This window comes from Gardnerella sp. DNF01199S (assembly GCF_049244155.1).
Classification (GTDB): Bacteria; Actinomycetota; Actinomycetes; order Actinomycetales; family Bifidobacteriaceae; genus Bifidobacterium; species Bifidobacterium piotii.
Genome location: NZ_CP058380.1, coordinates 547,358 through 561,982, shown reverse-complemented (window position 1 = coordinate 561,982; position 14,625 = coordinate 547,358). Strand labels below are relative to the sequence as shown.

Here is a 14,625-nt window from a genome sequence, read left to right as displayed (position 1 = left end):
ATCGAACAAGTGTATTAATCTTGACACATTTGTTCTAAAGATGCAACGGCGTGTCGAACATATGTTTGATTTTTTTAGAAAAGTGTATTAGAATGTAAAACAACGAAAGGAGACACCATGAATACCACCCAAAACGAGCTTAGTGATTCTGCGGCGCACAACGCTGAGCCACTAACAGATCGCCAGAGAAAAATCATGGATGCTATACAGCAATGCCTCGAAGAACATGGATTCCCTCCATCATTTAGAGAAATAGGTGAAGCTGTAGGCTTAAGAAGTCCTTCTTCCGTAAAACATCAATTACGAGCACTCGAGATGAAAGGATTAATACGAATAAGCGCAAATAAAGGTAGAGCAATTGAAGTTATCGGAGATTTTATACAAAAGAATAAAGAAAAAGCCCATGCATTGCTTGAAAAACAATCAGCTATCGATGTGAGCATGTATAACAGTGAGTCTTTGATAAACTCTCACGATGTTCCTCTTGTTGGAAGAATCGCTGCAGGAACACCTATAACAGCTGAACAACATGTTGAAGATGTTATGCGTTTGCCAGAAAGACTTACTGGAAGCGGAAATCTGTTCATGCTAGAAGTGCATGGAGATTCAATGATTGACGCAGCAATTTGCGACGGTGATTATGTTGTTGTGCGAGAACAGAACGAAGCAACAAATGGAGATATTGTTGCTGCACTGCTAGATAACGAAGCAACTGTAAAGACGTTTAGAAAAGAAAATGGTCACGTTTGGCTTATGCCTCACAATCCAGCGTATTCCCCTATAGATGGGTCTCACGCAAAGATAATGGGCAAAGTTGTTACCATTTTAAGAAAAATTTAATGATTTAAAAGATTTACAAGATTTACGAGATTAAAACAACTAAAGAGCGATACTGTTAAACGGATACAAATAAGCATATAAATAAAATCGCTGTGACCTATAAATCATATAGATTCTAGATCACAGCGATTAGAGAAAATAGATAGATAACAAGTATGTGCTCGCTTATTAAAACAAATTCATTGTTTAAGCAAGTGGATGAGAATCCTTAATGGTTACAGAAATTTGGCGACCATTTGGAGCAGAGTAGCTAACAGTATCACCCGCTTTAGCGCCAATAATTGCAGCACCAATCGGAGATTCTGGACTAATAACATCGTAATCGGTAGCAACAGCAATATCACGAGAGCCAAGAACATAAGTCATCTCTCGACCAGCAAGATCTAAAGTAACAACAGAGCCATTGCCAACAAGGCCTTCCTCTGGAGCCTCAAGAATCTTTGCGTTGCGTAGCTTAACAATAAGCTCGTTAATACGACCCTCGTTCTTGCCCTGCTCTTCGCGAGCAGCCTGATAGCCACCGTTTTCAGACAAATCGCCTTCGGCGCGAGCAGCAGCAATACGCTCGGTGATTTCATCACGATATTCACCTTCGCGATGAGCTAATTCTTCCTTAAGCTTATCGTAGGCTTCTTTAGTCAATAGAATTACTTTTTCTTCAGCCATTTTGCAATCTCCTTAACAAAGAATAAAGAATAAAAGCAACAAAACAATCACTCGCGTTTAGCGAGTAGAAATAATATCAATCACAAAAACGAGGGTGTCCGAACCACCAATTCCAGCCTGCGGAACACCTCGTGAACCATAACCATACTCAGGCGGAATAGAAACAAGTAAGCGAGAACCAACATTATGTCCTGGAACAGTACGATCCCAACCCTGAATAACCTGACCAACACCAATACCAAAGCTGGCAGGAGTATGACGAGCAAAACTAGAGTCAAAAGGCTCACTTGCTCCCCAAACAACGCCATGGTAATTAACGGTAACAGTGTCTCCAGCACGAACCAAAGGCCCATTGCCTTCTACCAATTCAACAACCTTAAGCCCTGCTGGCGGCTCAAGCGCTGGGAACGTCACCGTTGGCGTAGTACCAAATTCCGCAACTACTTCTGGCATATCCTGTGCCATTTTGCCTCCTTTATAACCTCTTATAATCCCTTACAAACATGTGTAAATGCTTGCAAAAAGCCACTAACACTTACAAACTATTCATTAAAAACTTTGAATATTATAACATTTTTGCAATTTTATAGCGTGTTTTAGATTAGCACTCAACCGCTACCTATGCCAATACGCATATAACTTGCATAACAGTATAGCAACACAATGCAAGCAAATACGCAAAACATGCTTAAGGAAAATGCAATAAAAATAGCTATAAATGCAACGACTATAACTAGCACTCAACTACGTTCACAGCTAAGCCACCCTTAGATGTTTCGCGATATTTAGACATCATGTCTTGGCCAGTTTCCTTCATGGTTTTAATAGCACTATCTAAGCTAACAATATGAGAGCCATCACCTAGAAGAGCCATTCTAACAGCGTTAATAGCAGTGTTGGCAGCCATAGCATTGCGCTCGATACAAGGAATCTGAACCAAGCCACCAACCGGATCACAAGTGAGACCAAGATGATGCTCAATACCAATTTCGGCAGCATTTTCAACCTGCTGCGGAGTTCCGCCAAGAACTTCGCACAAGCCTGCAGCAGCCATAGAACACGCAGAGCCAACTTCTCCCTGGCACCCAACTTCTGCGCCAGAAATAGAAGCATTGCGCTTAAACAAATAGCCAATAGCGCCAGAAGCAAGAAGGAACTTTATTATTCCCTCCTCGCTAGAACTATCTACAAAACGCCAATAGTATTGCAAAACGGCTGGAATAATACCAGCGGATCCATTAGTCGGAGCTGTAACAATACGGCCACCCCCAGCGTTTTCTTCACTTACTGCAAGAGCAAAAAGATTTACCCATGCAGAGTCAGAAGCTTCCAGAGCACAATCAGCTCGCCTACGATTTTGCTTAAGCATATCGGAATTCGCAGCAAGACGAGCATACATACGCGGAGCACGCCTATGAACCTCAAGTCCGCCTGGAAGAATCTGCTGCTTAGAGTTACATCCATGTTCAACACACTCTTCCATAACTTCCCAAACATGCAACAAATAGGAACGAACATATTCGGAATTACCGTTATGCAAAGCAAGTTCGTTTTGCCAAACAATGTCACTTATGCTCTTATGCTCTTTTTTGCAAATCGAGATAAGTTCTTTGCACGTTGTAAAAGGATATGGAACAGACGAGTCTTCACGCGAATCACTAGAAGATTCAGAATCTTTAAGATTAGAATCTTTAGTTTTATCTTCACTTTCTTCCACATTTTCATCAACGCGGTCATGCAAACCAATCATCTTATCGTTGGCATTGCCTTTGCGAATAAATCCGCCACCAATCGAATACCAAACTTGTTCGTCAACAGTATTACCAAAGGAGTCCAAAGCAACAAACCGCATGCCATTAGGATGCGCAGCCATGCGCCGCCACTTTTCAAAAACAACATCGGAATCGTAATCAAATTCGATAGTATGACTATGCGCAAGTGTTAAAGTTCCGTTTTTCTTACAATCTTCGCGAATAGTCATCATGTGTTCCGTATCAACATCGTCTGGAAGATTACCTTCAAGACCAGCAACAGATGCACGATCCGTGCCATGCCCCAATCCAGTAAGAGACAAGGAGCCATACAGTGTGACTCGCACACGCGAAACGTCTTTAAGCTTTCCATTCTTTTGAAGAGAAGTCACAAAAGCATTCGCTGCGCGCATAGGTCCAACCGTGTGTGAAGAACTAGGACCTACACCAACCGAGAACATTTCTAAAATACTGAACACATATCTATTGTAAGCACAATTGCTAGTAGGCACGACACGCTACGTCAACGATCACTATCATAAGAGTGCAAAACACTACCGTCGTTTACATTATCAATCCAGTTTTCAATCAAGTGACTAACAAGATGCAAAACTAACCAGATAACAAAGGCAAAAATTACAGCACAAATCATAACAAACATTGCATTTCCACTCACAGGAACATGCAAATCAAAGAAATGCGCAACAAACGGTATAAATGCACCAATAACTCCAGCAGCAGCAAAGCATAAGACCATAATTCCACGCCAGGAGATAAGTGGCTTAGAAACTGTAGCCAAAACTGCAACACCGAGCACAAAAACAGTAACAGCACAAATAGTGCGAGTTACACCAACAGCGTGCACAGATTCAACAATAAGCCTAGAAGCGTTAGCGTTAGAAGAATCAAGACCGCGCGCAAGCATTAAAGGAGCAAAAATGGACACAACCAAAACAGACACAGCAACAGCTATGCCATTTGGCAAAGCAAAACGAACAACACGATGCAAGAATCCAGGAACGTAGCGCCTTGTATTAGGAGCCAAAGCGAGCAAAAATGCTGGAATACCAATGGTTAACGAACCGATATAGGTTATGTGACGAGGCAAATATGGGAAATTAAGACCAAGCAAAACCACACCTGCAGAAATCAGTGCAGAATACACGGTTTTAACAAGGAACAGTCCTGCAACACGTTCCATGTTTGCCATTACTTGACGACCTTTAGCAACAACGTCTGGAAGATGCGAGAAACGTGAGTCAACAAGAACAACTTGCGCAACAGCTTTAGCAGCTGGAGCAGCGTTACCCATTGCAACGCCTAAGTCTGCCTCTTTGAGCGCAAGCGTGTCGTTTACACCGTCGCCAGTCATAGCAACGACGTGGCCTTTAGAGTGCAAAGCTTGAACAATCGCCTTTTTTTGATCTGGCAAAACGCGACCAAGAACATCAACGTTTTCAAGAACCTCGGCAAGTTGATTTATATCTTTAGGCAACTGCCTTGCGTCCATCGAAACAGGCTTTGAGTCACCAGTTAGACCAACTTTTTCGGCAACAGATGCAACGGTTGTTGGATTATCGCCAGAAATAACGCGACACCTAACACCTTGCTGTCTAAACCAAGCAAGAGTTTGACGAGCATCATCACGTATTTTCTCTGAGCATCGAACTAAAGCAACAGGGCGAGCGCTTGTGGACACTACTGGAGAACTGGAGAACGTTGCGTTATTAGAATCGCCAGAATCACTATAAGCAACAGCTAGAAGAAGAACACGATTACCCTGCTGAGCGTATTCGTTTACACGATTCAAAATTTGCTTAAACGAATCCGTTAAATGGTAATTATCGAGAGGAGAATCGCCAGCAACCGCAGAATCGCTGATTCCGCCTTCTGCAACCGCTGGAGCAATAGAACCGTGCAAATCGCCAGAAGCAACGCTAGATTTGCGTGCACAAATCGCAGTTGCTAAAACCTCTGGAGCACCCATATACCACGTTTCAAATCTACCGTCTTTTAGCGCGTAGCGTATTGCGCTCCACTTTCTTGCAGACGAAAATGGCAAGCGAGCGCTAACACTAGAAGCAGAGGAAACACCTTGATTTTTAAGACCTTCCATAATGGCAGAACCTGTAGCATTTGGATTTTCTTCGTTAGACAAGTCAAACAAAGCTTGATTCACCAAACGATTCGAGCCATCACCAATCAAGTCAACACCAACAAACGCGATTCCACCATCCGTAATCGTGCCAGTTTTGTCTAGATTAAGGCAATCCACTCGAGCCAAAGTTTCAACAGATTCAAGCTCCTGAACCAACGTTTTTTTACGCGCAAGACGCATTGCAGCAACAGCAAAGTTAAGCGAAGTTAAAAGAACAAGCCCTTCTGGAATCATACCAACAACGCCAGCAACAGCAGAAACAACAGCGCTCTTCCACTGCCCCGTCTGTAAAGCTACAGCAAATCCGCCAACCTTATTGATTTGCGACCAAACAAGCAAAACGCAAAGAGGAACAACAACAATAGTCATCCACTTTAGAATCGTGTTAATTCCACGACTCAAATCGGAGATTGTTTTTGTATAGACCTTTGCTTGTGCAGCAAGCTTAGACGCATAGCTGTTATCTCCTACAGCTGTAACGCGCATTAAAGCAACGCCAGAAACCGCAGTAGACCCAGAATAAACAAAGTCGTCCGCAGCCTTACGAACGGTCACAGATTCGCCCGTAAGCATGGACTCGTCCATTTCTAAGCCCCAAGATTTAACAACATTTGCATCTGCAGGAACCTGGTCGCCAGAACGAACCCACAACAAATCACCAAGCACAATATCGCTATGATCAACATAAACATTTTTGCCTTCTCGCCGAACAATCGATTTGGAAGCAACAAGAATCGAAAGACGGTCGAGCGTACGCTTTGCGCGCAACTCCGTAACAACACCAATACCCGTGTTAATAAGAATCACAAAGCCAAAAACAGCGTCTTTCCAAGAACCAGTGACAAGCACAACAACCATTGCTGCAAAAATGATTGCGTTAAAAAGAGTAAACACGTTTGCGCGCACAATAGAAAGAACGGACCTAGATGTGCGATTATTTGTAACATTTACAAATCCGCGATTTACAGCATCAAAAACTTCGCTTTGCGTTAAACCTTGTTCGCTGACATCTGGCAAATCAGGGAAATCGGAGATATTCACAGAATCTGTAGAATCTGTAGAGCTTTGCGAATCATGCATTTTTTGCAAACTCGTAACGTTAGCGCTAATCTTTGTCATTTATAACCACATCCCTACTGTGAGGCGTATTGTCAATCACAGATTGAACGATTTTTAGAAGACTAGAATGTTGGATTTTACCGAAACTCTTAATTAGATTTGCGTCAAACAAATTCTCGCCATCTAAATCCTTAAGAATATAAAGCTTTGCTGCATACAAAGTGCGGTCCTTAGGTGGATTTTGTGGATTAACAAGCACAACAGGAATCCCAGCAGAGCGCACATATTCAAGCGCATTAGTCCAAGCTTTGCGAGCCTTTAGATCAACATGCGCACCACCAGCATTGCTTTTAACGCTATAATCAACGCGATCTAATCTATCAACATTAATATTGTTTATCAAAATAATAGACACAGGCTGATTTGAAGCATCTGTAATTGCCTCTTGCGAAGCAAAATTAGCATTTTTGACGTCTGCAATCGAAGTATATGATGCATGCAAACCAGATTTCTCACACATATGCAAAAGCTTAGAATCAAGAGCCGCCTGCCTGGATCCAACTACAAACAACTTTATGTCTTCTACATCAATACCATCATGAACAATGTCATCCAAATGCCCGCTATCGCCAACAGCGTGGCCCTGAGGAGTGCAAGCACTTAGAGACGCAAATAAGAAAATCACCAATGCGGACGCAAAAGCCGAAACAACATAACTACGTTTGCACAAAACAGAACGAATCGCACGCATAAGAACGTGTTTTGTTTTGCGCATAAAGACCATAAGACTTTTATAGCACAAATTAGGAACGAAGCATATCAAAGAACAGCGCAAGAGTTCGTGGTAAGCGGCAAACATCGTAGATAACAAAAACGCCGCTAAAACTAGCGGCGTAAAATTTGTACCCCCTAAGAGAGTCGAACTCTTGTTGTCAGATTGAAAGTCTGGTGTCCTAACCGTTAGACGAAGGGGGCTTTAACCAAACCATATGATATTAACACTCATGCGCAGTTCTTGCAAATTACGGCGTGTTGAAGGAAGACAACGCGATTCTAACAAAGCACACCACACAAGCACGCGCTACGCATTACGCACCGTATCACAATCAAATTCACAACTCACTTTTTAACAACATACGCAAAATCATGAATCACGCGACCAGCTTCCAATCCCTTGCGCTCAAAATTCGTCAAAACACGCCCATCAAAGCGACGCGACTCCACAAAATCAGCATGAGGCAAATCCGCAGCATCCTGCGCATTACCCTTTCCAACATGCTCCGTAGGCAAGCTCACGCGCAAATCGCCATCGTTTTCAAAGCACACCAAAGAATCCATAACTTCGTGAACATGCAACGCGTAATCCTCAATATCTGTAGCAATTCGCCAAACTCCGCCTGCAACAAGCGCATTATGCACAGACTTAGCTAAAGATGGCTGAACAATTCGGCGCTTGTGATGACGCATTTTAGGCCAAGGATCTGGGAAAAATGTCCAAACTTCTGCCAAAACACCACTTTTGCACGCTGCAAGAAAATCAGGAGCGTTAACTTGAGCAATTCGCAAATTATGCAAATCCTGCTTTCCAGCCAAAAGCATAGTGTGTGCTACGCCTGGGTCGTAAACTTCTAGCGCAAGAAAATTCGTATTCGGATTTGCTGCAGCAGCCGCCACAATGTTTTCTCCCTGACCTGATCCTATTTCGACTATAAGCGGATTAGCATTGCCCCAATTGGCCTCAATCCACTGCGAATCCACACACAAATCGCTTTTTACGCGCAAAGACCCATCGCCATCCGCAATGCATAGCAAATAAGCGCCTGAGTAGCGCTGCTTGGCTTTCTCTAAGCGCGCGTCGAGCCTAGCAGACCTTCGTACAAAAGAAAGAATCGCCCTAGCGGATGCGTGAGGCTGTTGAGGCTTGGAAGAGTCGCAAGCAACCGCGCAATCATACGCGCCAGCAGTCAAATCACCAAAAGAGTGGCCACTATGCAAATCGTCACTTGCACTATCTACATTAAAATCGTTCATTTTTAGCCAATCTTCCTTATTTTCTTGCATACGCGACTTAATCACAACTCATCGCATAATATCAAACGCGCAAAACACTGGCACAAATACCAACACAATCACAAACAATCACAAACACTGGAACAAATACAAACAATGCCAAAAACACAATATGATTCAAGCGCTATAATTTCACTATAACATTATGCAAAACAGCATATGTAAGAAAGGAAAACGGTAAACAATGACTATTCTAGTTACAGGCGGATGCGGCTACATTGGCGCACACGTTGTACACGCTCTTCACCAAGCAAAGCAAAACGTTGTAGTTGTAGACGATTTGAGCTACGGAAAACCTACAAGAATCGAAGGCGCACGACTTTACGGAATGGACATTGCTTCCCCAGACGCTGGAGCGCGACTTGCGCAAATAATGAAAGAAAATAACGTTGATTCTGTAATTCACTTTGCTGCGCGAAAGCAAGTTGGAGAGTCCGTAGAAAAGCCGCTTTGGTACTACCAGCAGAACATTAACGGCATGCTTAACGTTTTAGAAGGAATGCGCCAAAGCGGTGCTAAAAAGCTTGTTTTTTCGTCTAGCGCAGCCACATATGGCAAGCCGCCTGTAGAAGTTGTGCCAGAAGACGTTGTGCCAATGCTTCCGATTAATCCATACGGCCAAACTAAGCTTTTTGGCGAGTGGATGGCACGCGCTTGCGAACACACTTACGGAATTCGTTTTTGCGCGCTTCGCTACTTTAATGTTGCTGGATGCGGGCCTGTGGAGCTAGAAGATCCTGCGATTTTGAACCTGATTCCTATGCTTTTAGATAGATTGCAACAAGGCAAAGCTCCTGCGATTTTTGGTAATGACTACCCTACTGCCGACGGCACTTGCATTCGCGACTACATTCACGTTTCAGATCTTGCAGACGCGCACATTGCAGCGCTTACTTATTTAGATCGCGATGAGCGCAAGTATGACGCTTTTAACGTTGGAACAGGCAAAGGCACTTCTGTTCGTCAAATTGTAGACGAAGTTAGGCGCGTTACTGGATTGCCATTTAGAGAGGCGATTTTAGGGCGTAGAGCTGGCGATCCGCCACAATTGATTGGAAGCACTAAGCGCATTAACGAAGAGATGGGGTGGCATGCTCGCTACAGCGTTAAAGATATTGTGGAATCTGCTTGGGCTGCTTGGCAAGCAAATCCAAATCATCATATTGATGTTGAATCGTGGAAGCAAGTTGACTAGTCAACTCAGATAAACAAAAAACGCGCGGCAAAAATGCTGCGCGTTTTGTTATTTAGTTTTTGTTTATTTACTTGTGGCTCCGAGCGGGATCGATCCGCTGACCTAGCGATTTTCAGTCGCTCGCTCTACCAACTGAGCTACAGAGCCATGATGAATAAAAAACCCGGCGAACCGGGCCTTTACTAATCGCGACCCCGGCCGGACTTGAACCGGTGACCTCCGCCGTGACAGGGCGGCGCTCTAACCAACTGAGCTACGGGGCCGTGGCTTTGTTCCATTGAACAGCCGAGTTACTATCTTACAGAATCCACGCAAAAATGCAAGCTCAAAAGCGTGTTCGGCGTGTTGCCGCGGAATATCAAGCAAACGCACATTATGTTCAATACGTGCAAACACACAACGCTGGCTACTCCAGCTCCATTGCACCCGTGCAAAGTTGATAATATTCGCCGCGCTTTTTCATCAAGTCTTCGTGAGACCCACGCTCAACAATCCTGCCATGCTCCAAAACCATAATCACATCCGCGTTTCGCACTGTGGAAAGCCTGTGCGCAATCACAAACACAGTTCGATCTTGCATCAAAGCATCCATCGCGCTCTGCACAAGCGCTTCCGTATGCGTATCTATCGAAGAAGTTGCTTCGTCTAAAATCAAAACTGGCGGATTTGCAACAGCAGCGCGCGCAATCGCAATCAACTGCTTTTGGCCCTGCGAAAGCTCTGCTCCGCCGTTTTTAATATACGTGTTGTAGCCGTCTGGCAGCTTGGAAATAAAGGAATCCGCATGCGCAAGAGTTGCGGCAGCAACGCAATCCGAATCGCTAGCATTAAGACGTCCGTAGCGAATATTGTCCATTATGCTTGCACTAAACAATCCAACATCTTGCAAAACAGTTGCAACGGCATGTCGCAAGTCACTTTTGCAAATATTGCGAACATCGATTCCGTCATACAAGATTTGACCATCTGCAATGTTGTAAAAACGCGTAAGAAGATTGGCGATTGTGGTTTTGCCAGCTCCAGTGGCACCTACAAGCGCAACTTTTTGACCCGCGTGTGCATACCAAGATATGTTATGCAAAACGGTTTTAGAAGGCTCGTAGCCAAACGTAACGTTTTCAAAGCGAACATCTCCCCTAACAAGCGTATACACGCCGTCTTTAGAGCAAATCGCGTGTTTTTGGGCATCTGTGCAAGAATCGCAACTTGAAGAATCGTAGCTTGACTTTTCAGAGCAATTTTTCCACGCCCAATACACGTTATTCCCACAAGAATCTTCGCTTACTTCGTTAAAAACTTGCAAATAAGAATATTTAGATGCTGTAGAATCTACTTGATTTACTTGCGATTTATCAATATCTGATAGCGATTTATCGCCACTATCATCACTATCATCACCATCTCCACTACAACACTCAACGATTTTTGCGCGAATTTTAACGAGCTTAACTGTTACATCATCTTTTTCAACAGGCTCATCTAAAAGCGCAAAAATGCGATTCGCGCCTGCAGCTGCCATCATAAGCGAATTTAATTGCATTGTTATCTCGCCAATCGGATTTATAAACGCGCGAGAAAGCGTAAGAAGCGATATAAGCGTGCCGATTGTAAGCGTGCTTGAATTATTCAATGCATCGCCGCCAAACGCGCCACTCAACCCAGCAGAAGGCACGCCAGCATTTACAGCCCACGCTCCAAAAATCGCAAGCAAAACGTAAAACAGATAACTCGCGTTACTAATCACAGGCATAACATTATTTGCGTAAGAATTGGCGCTAGCAGAAATTTTTTGCACTCGAGAAGCCAAATCACCTAATTTTTCCACCGCCGCGCGCTCGTGATTAAAAATCTTAATAACTTTTCTACCAGAATCCGCCTCTTCTACAAACTCGTTCAAATCACCCAAAGCTGCCTGGAATTGCACAAAAAGCTTGCCCGAACGCTTAAGCATAAAACGCACTAGAAGCAAAAGAATTGCAGTAAAAATCACAATAAAAATCGCAACAGGAATCGAAAGCCAAATAATCGCGCAAAACGCCGCCGCAATAGACATTAGCGCGCTAAACGAGTCTGGAAAAGACCAAGAAATCGCTTGATGAAGCGCTTCCGTGTCGTTTGTGTATCGGCTCATAACATCGCCATATCCATGAGCATCTAAGTACCCAAGCGGAAGATCTTGATGATGCTTAAACATTTGATTTCTAAGGTTTCGCATTACACTTTGCGCGATTTTTACAACCAGCCTGCTCCAAAGCCAGCTAAAGAACACGCCAACAGCGCACACGCATGCCATAATTGCAATCATTCGCAAAAGTGGCGCAAAATCGGGATTACGCTTGCCAATTAGAGGCAAAATGTACGCGTCTACAAGCGATTGCAAAAACATTGCGCTTACAGCTTGAACAATGGAACTTACAATAATTGACACAATAACAACAAAAACTTGCATCTTGTAAGCCATAATATAAGACGCTAAGCGCTTTAGAACGCGCCAATTTAGAGCGGATTTTTCTTGCGATTTTTGCTCTAAGTTTTCTTGCGACTTGTGCGAAGACTGTTGAGCCAAGTTTTCTTGCGACTTTTCATTATTTTTCATTGTTAATCCTGCCGCCTTCGCTACCTTTGACGCCTTCACTGCCTTCGCTGTTTTTAGACTCAATCATTTTTACACCTTGAGAAATCGCCATTTTTCTATAAATTTCGCACGATTCCATCAACTCGCTATGCTTCCCTTTAGCAACAACACGCCCATCTTTAAGAACAACAATCAAATCCGCATGCATGCAAGAAGACACGCGTTGCGCAACAATGATTTGCGTGGAATCGGGCATAAAATGCCTTAAATTCTCGCGAATCTTGGCGTCTGTTTTAACATCTACCGCACTCATTGAATCATCTAAAATCAAGATTTTTGGCCGCTTTAACAACGCGCGCGCAATGCAAAGTCGCTGTTTTTGTCCGCCAGAAAGATTCTTACCGCCTTGCTCAAGATTCGTGTTATATGCATGCGGCAAATCGTTTATAAACTCTTGAGCGCAAGCGATTTTGCACGCTTCGCGCAAGTCGGAGTCACTGGCATCCTCATTGCCCCATCGAAGATTTTGCGCAATAGTGCCGCTAAACAGAATATTTTTTTGTAACACAATTCCTATCTGGTTGCGCAAACTTTTGGAATCATAAAAACGAACGTCTGATCCGCCTACAAAAACAGTGCCTTTTGTTACATCGTAAATGCGAGCAATCAAATTTATAATACTTGACTTTCCGCTACCCGTTGCGCCCACAATCCCAACAGTAGAGCCAGAAGGAATGTTTAGATTTATGTTGTGTAAAATTTCCTGACTATCTTTAATTTCCTGATTGCCTTTCGATAAATCGCCAGCAGCCGAAGATGAATCGCCATTAACGCGCGCAAAATCATGCTCAGAATCATTCGCAGAATCATATGCAAAATCAACATTATTAAAGCAAATCGAAGCATCTGCAAGCTCTGTAATCGGGTTTTTATGAACATACTCACTGTTATGCGATTGTAAAACATTTGCAACACGATGCATTGACGTGCGCGCAGTAACCGTCATAACAAAAATTACAACCAAATTAGCCAACGCAAACAAAATTTGCAACGCATACACAACCAGCGCCGCAAGATTTCCCGTAGTCAAGCCAAATGCAGGATTATTTCCAGAAGCAACGATTTGCTTAGAAGCCATCCACGCAATAAGAAGCAAACACGCATAAAAACACAAGTTAAAAAGCGGAATACTGCAATTTAGAACATACTCTGCTTTTAAAAAATAGCTGTAAATCTTATGCGATATGCGCCTAAAACGGTGGTTTTCGTAGTCTTCCCTAACATACGACTTAACAATGCGAATATTGCGCAAATTTTCGCTAACCATGCTGTTCATGATGTCAATCGTGCCGTAAATTCGCGCAAAAGTAGGCGCAACAATCTTTGCACCAATACCACAAATAACGCCAACAATTGGAATAAGACTAAGAAAAACCCAAGAAATAGAAGGGCTTATGCAAAAAGTAAACCACCATGCTGCAACAATAATCACAAGGCTGCGAACGCCTGCGCGAATAACCATTTGATACGCAAATTGAATATTAGAAACGTCGCTAGTTAGGCGCGTAACAACCGTTCCAGTAGAAAAACGGTCAAGATCGCAAAAACTCAACGATTGCAAGCGACTAAACATCTTGCATCGCAAATTTTTGCCAAAGCCCGCGCTAGAATGCGCGCAACAAACGCCAGAAATAACGCCAAAAATCATTGATATTGCGGCAAAAGCGAGTAATTGCAAGCCGTAGTATTTAACAGCATTTTGGGATTTTGCGGCAATTCCAAAGTCAATAAGACTAGACATTACTGTTGGAATCGCAATTTGCATAGATGCTTCCACAAAAATCGCAGCAGACGTGATTACACCAAGCATACGATAGCGCTTTAACAGCGGCATTATTGTGCGAAACGCATTAGGCGCGTAATCCTTGTGTTTTTTATGCGATTTTGCTTTCATGCGACCTCTCTATTAAAAGAATTTATACGCTTAATCATATCACTTCTGACTATTTTGGCTTGTAGTGCGATTGCGAATCAACGACTTCGAGCTGCATAATGCGCGAGAAGTCACCTCGATTCGCTGAGCCGCTTAGAGCAGAAGCACTGCTTCTGTGCGGCAAAGCGCTTTGACTGAGCTTGAAATTGCATAACGTATTTCAAGCTCCTTCAAAGCGTGATTTGGCTCAAACGTAAAGTCCAGTGGACTTTACATGCCAAATCAGCCGAGCGGCTGCTAATAGCCGCGAGGAATAGCGCGATGTAACGCGCGAGCGTAAACACCCAGCCCTCCTACACACCAAATAGGAAGGTACGC

Annotated in this window: 10 protein-coding genes and 3 tRNA genes; 2 read left to right on the top strand and 11 right to left on the bottom strand. The window is 43.5% G+C overall.

Features of this window, described 5'->3' with window-relative positions:
• Positions 1–117: 117 nt before the first annotated feature.
• Positions 118–840, top strand: a complete 723-nt coding sequence (gene lexA / locus HXT45_RS02170; RefSeq protein ID WP_004130078.1) for a transcriptional repressor LexA — start codon at positions 118–120, stop codon at positions 838–840.
• Positions 841–1,026: 186 nt separating this feature from the next.
• On the opposite strand, the gene HXT45_RS02165 is transcribed toward lexA, so the two are convergent.
• The 7 genes from HXT45_RS02165 to trmB form a co-directional block, all read right to left on the bottom strand.
• Entirely contained in the window at positions 1,027–1,506 is a 480-nt protein-coding gene (locus tag HXT45_RS02165; RefSeq protein ID WP_016635771.1) for a GreA/GreB family elongation factor, read from the bottom strand.
• 57 nt (positions 1,507–1,563) lie between these two features.
• The gene (locus tag HXT45_RS02160; protein ID WP_004130076.1) at positions 1,564–1,971 is read right to left on the bottom strand and encodes an FKBP-type peptidyl-prolyl cis-trans isomerase; all 408 of its coding nucleotides are present in this window, start codon (positions 1,969–1,971) and stop codon (positions 1,564–1,566) included.
• A 268-nt stretch (positions 1,972–2,239) separates the two neighbouring features.
• Positions 2,240–3,718, bottom strand: coding sequence for an L-serine ammonia-lyase (locus HXT45_RS02155; protein WP_421782276.1), 1,479 nt, complete (start codon positions 3,716–3,718; stop codon positions 2,240–2,242).
• Positions 3,719–3,780: 62 nt separating this feature from the next.
• The gene (locus HXT45_RS02150; RefSeq protein ID WP_421782274.1) at positions 3,781–6,495 is read right to left on the bottom strand and encodes an HAD-IC family P-type ATPase; all 2,715 of its coding nucleotides are present in this window, start codon (positions 6,493–6,495) and stop codon (positions 3,781–3,783) included.
• 25 nt (positions 6,496–6,520) lie between these two features.
• Positions 6,521–7,258: a hypothetical protein gene (locus HXT45_RS02145; protein WP_101896642.1), complete on the bottom strand. Its 738-nt coding sequence runs from the start codon at positions 7,256–7,258 to the stop codon at positions 6,521–6,523.
• A 119-nt stretch (positions 7,259–7,377) separates the two neighbouring features.
• Positions 7,378–7,449, bottom strand: a tRNA-Glu gene (locus HXT45_RS02140).
• Between the two features lie 144 nt (positions 7,450–7,593).
• On the bottom strand, positions 7,594–8,535 hold the full coding sequence (trmB, locus tag HXT45_RS02135; protein WP_421782111.1) for a tRNA (guanosine(46)-N7)-methyltransferase TrmB: 942 nt from the start codon (positions 8,533–8,535) through the stop codon (positions 7,594–7,596).
• Between the two features lie 193 nt (positions 8,536–8,728).
• Here trmB and galE point away from each other — a divergent pair, with 193 nt between their 5' ends.
• The gene (gene galE / locus HXT45_RS02130; RefSeq protein WP_415702543.1) at positions 8,729–9,739 is read left to right on the top strand and encodes a UDP-glucose 4-epimerase GalE; all 1,011 of its coding nucleotides are present in this window, start codon (positions 8,729–8,731) and stop codon (positions 9,737–9,739) included.
• A 74-nt stretch (positions 9,740–9,813) separates the two neighbouring features.
• On the opposite strand, the gene HXT45_RS02125 is transcribed toward galE, so the two are convergent.
• From HXT45_RS02125 to HXT45_RS02110, 4 genes are all read right to left on the bottom strand, one after another.
• Positions 9,814–9,886, bottom strand: a tRNA-Phe gene (locus HXT45_RS02125).
• 42 nt (positions 9,887–9,928) lie between these two features.
• Positions 9,929–10,002 (bottom strand) — tRNA-Asp (locus tag HXT45_RS02120).
• A gap of 143 nt (positions 10,003–10,145) precedes the next feature.
• A complete protein-coding gene (locus HXT45_RS02115; protein WP_421782108.1) occupies positions 10,146–12,335 on the bottom strand; it encodes an ABC transporter ATP-binding protein in 2,190 nt (729 codons plus the stop codon).
• Positions 12,325–14,268 (bottom strand): ABC transporter ATP-binding protein, encoded by a 1,944-nt coding sequence (locus tag HXT45_RS02110; RefSeq protein WP_421782106.1) that lies wholly within the window; start codon positions 14,266–14,268, stop codon positions 12,325–12,327. The genes HXT45_RS02115 and HXT45_RS02110 overlap by 11 nt, the downstream gene beginning before the upstream one ends.
• Positions 14,269–14,625 lie beyond the last annotated feature (357 nt).

Excerpts from the sequence above, each read along its gene's own strand:
- HXT45_RS02150 (WP_421782274.1), bottom strand. The coding sequence starts at position 6,495 with ATGCATGATTCGCAAAGCTCTACAGATTCTACAGATTCTGTGAATATC.
- HXT45_RS02145 (WP_101896642.1), bottom strand. The coding sequence starts at position 7,258 with ATGGTCTTTATGCGCAAAACAAAACACGTTCTTATGCGTGCGATTCGT.
- lexA (WP_004130078.1), top strand. The coding sequence starts at position 118 with ATGAATACCACCCAAAACGAGCTTAGTGATTCTGCGGCGCACAACGCT.
- trmB (WP_421782111.1), bottom strand. The coding sequence starts at position 8,535 with ATGCAAGAAAATAAGGAAGATTGGCTAAAAATGAACGATTTTAATGTA.
- HXT45_RS02115 (WP_421782108.1), bottom strand. The coding sequence starts at position 12,335 with ATGAAAAATAATGAAAAGTCGCAAGAAAACTTGGCTCAACAGTCTTCG.
- HXT45_RS02110 (WP_421782106.1), bottom strand. The coding sequence starts at position 14,268 with ATGAAAGCAAAATCGCATAAAAAACACAAGGATTACGCGCCTAATGCG.
- galE (WP_415702543.1), top strand. The coding sequence starts at position 8,729 with ATGACTATTCTAGTTACAGGCGGATGCGGCTACATTGGCGCACACGTT.
- HXT45_RS02155 (WP_421782276.1), bottom strand. The coding sequence starts at position 3,718 with ATGTTCTCGGTTGGTGTAGGTCCTAGTTCTTCACACACGGTTGGACCT.
- HXT45_RS02160 (WP_004130076.1), bottom strand. The coding sequence starts at position 1,971 with ATGGCACAGGATATGCCAGAAGTAGTTGCGGAATTTGGTACTACGCCA.
- HXT45_RS02165 (WP_016635771.1), bottom strand. The coding sequence starts at position 1,506 with ATGGCTGAAGAAAAAGTAATTCTATTGACTAAAGAAGCCTACGATAAG.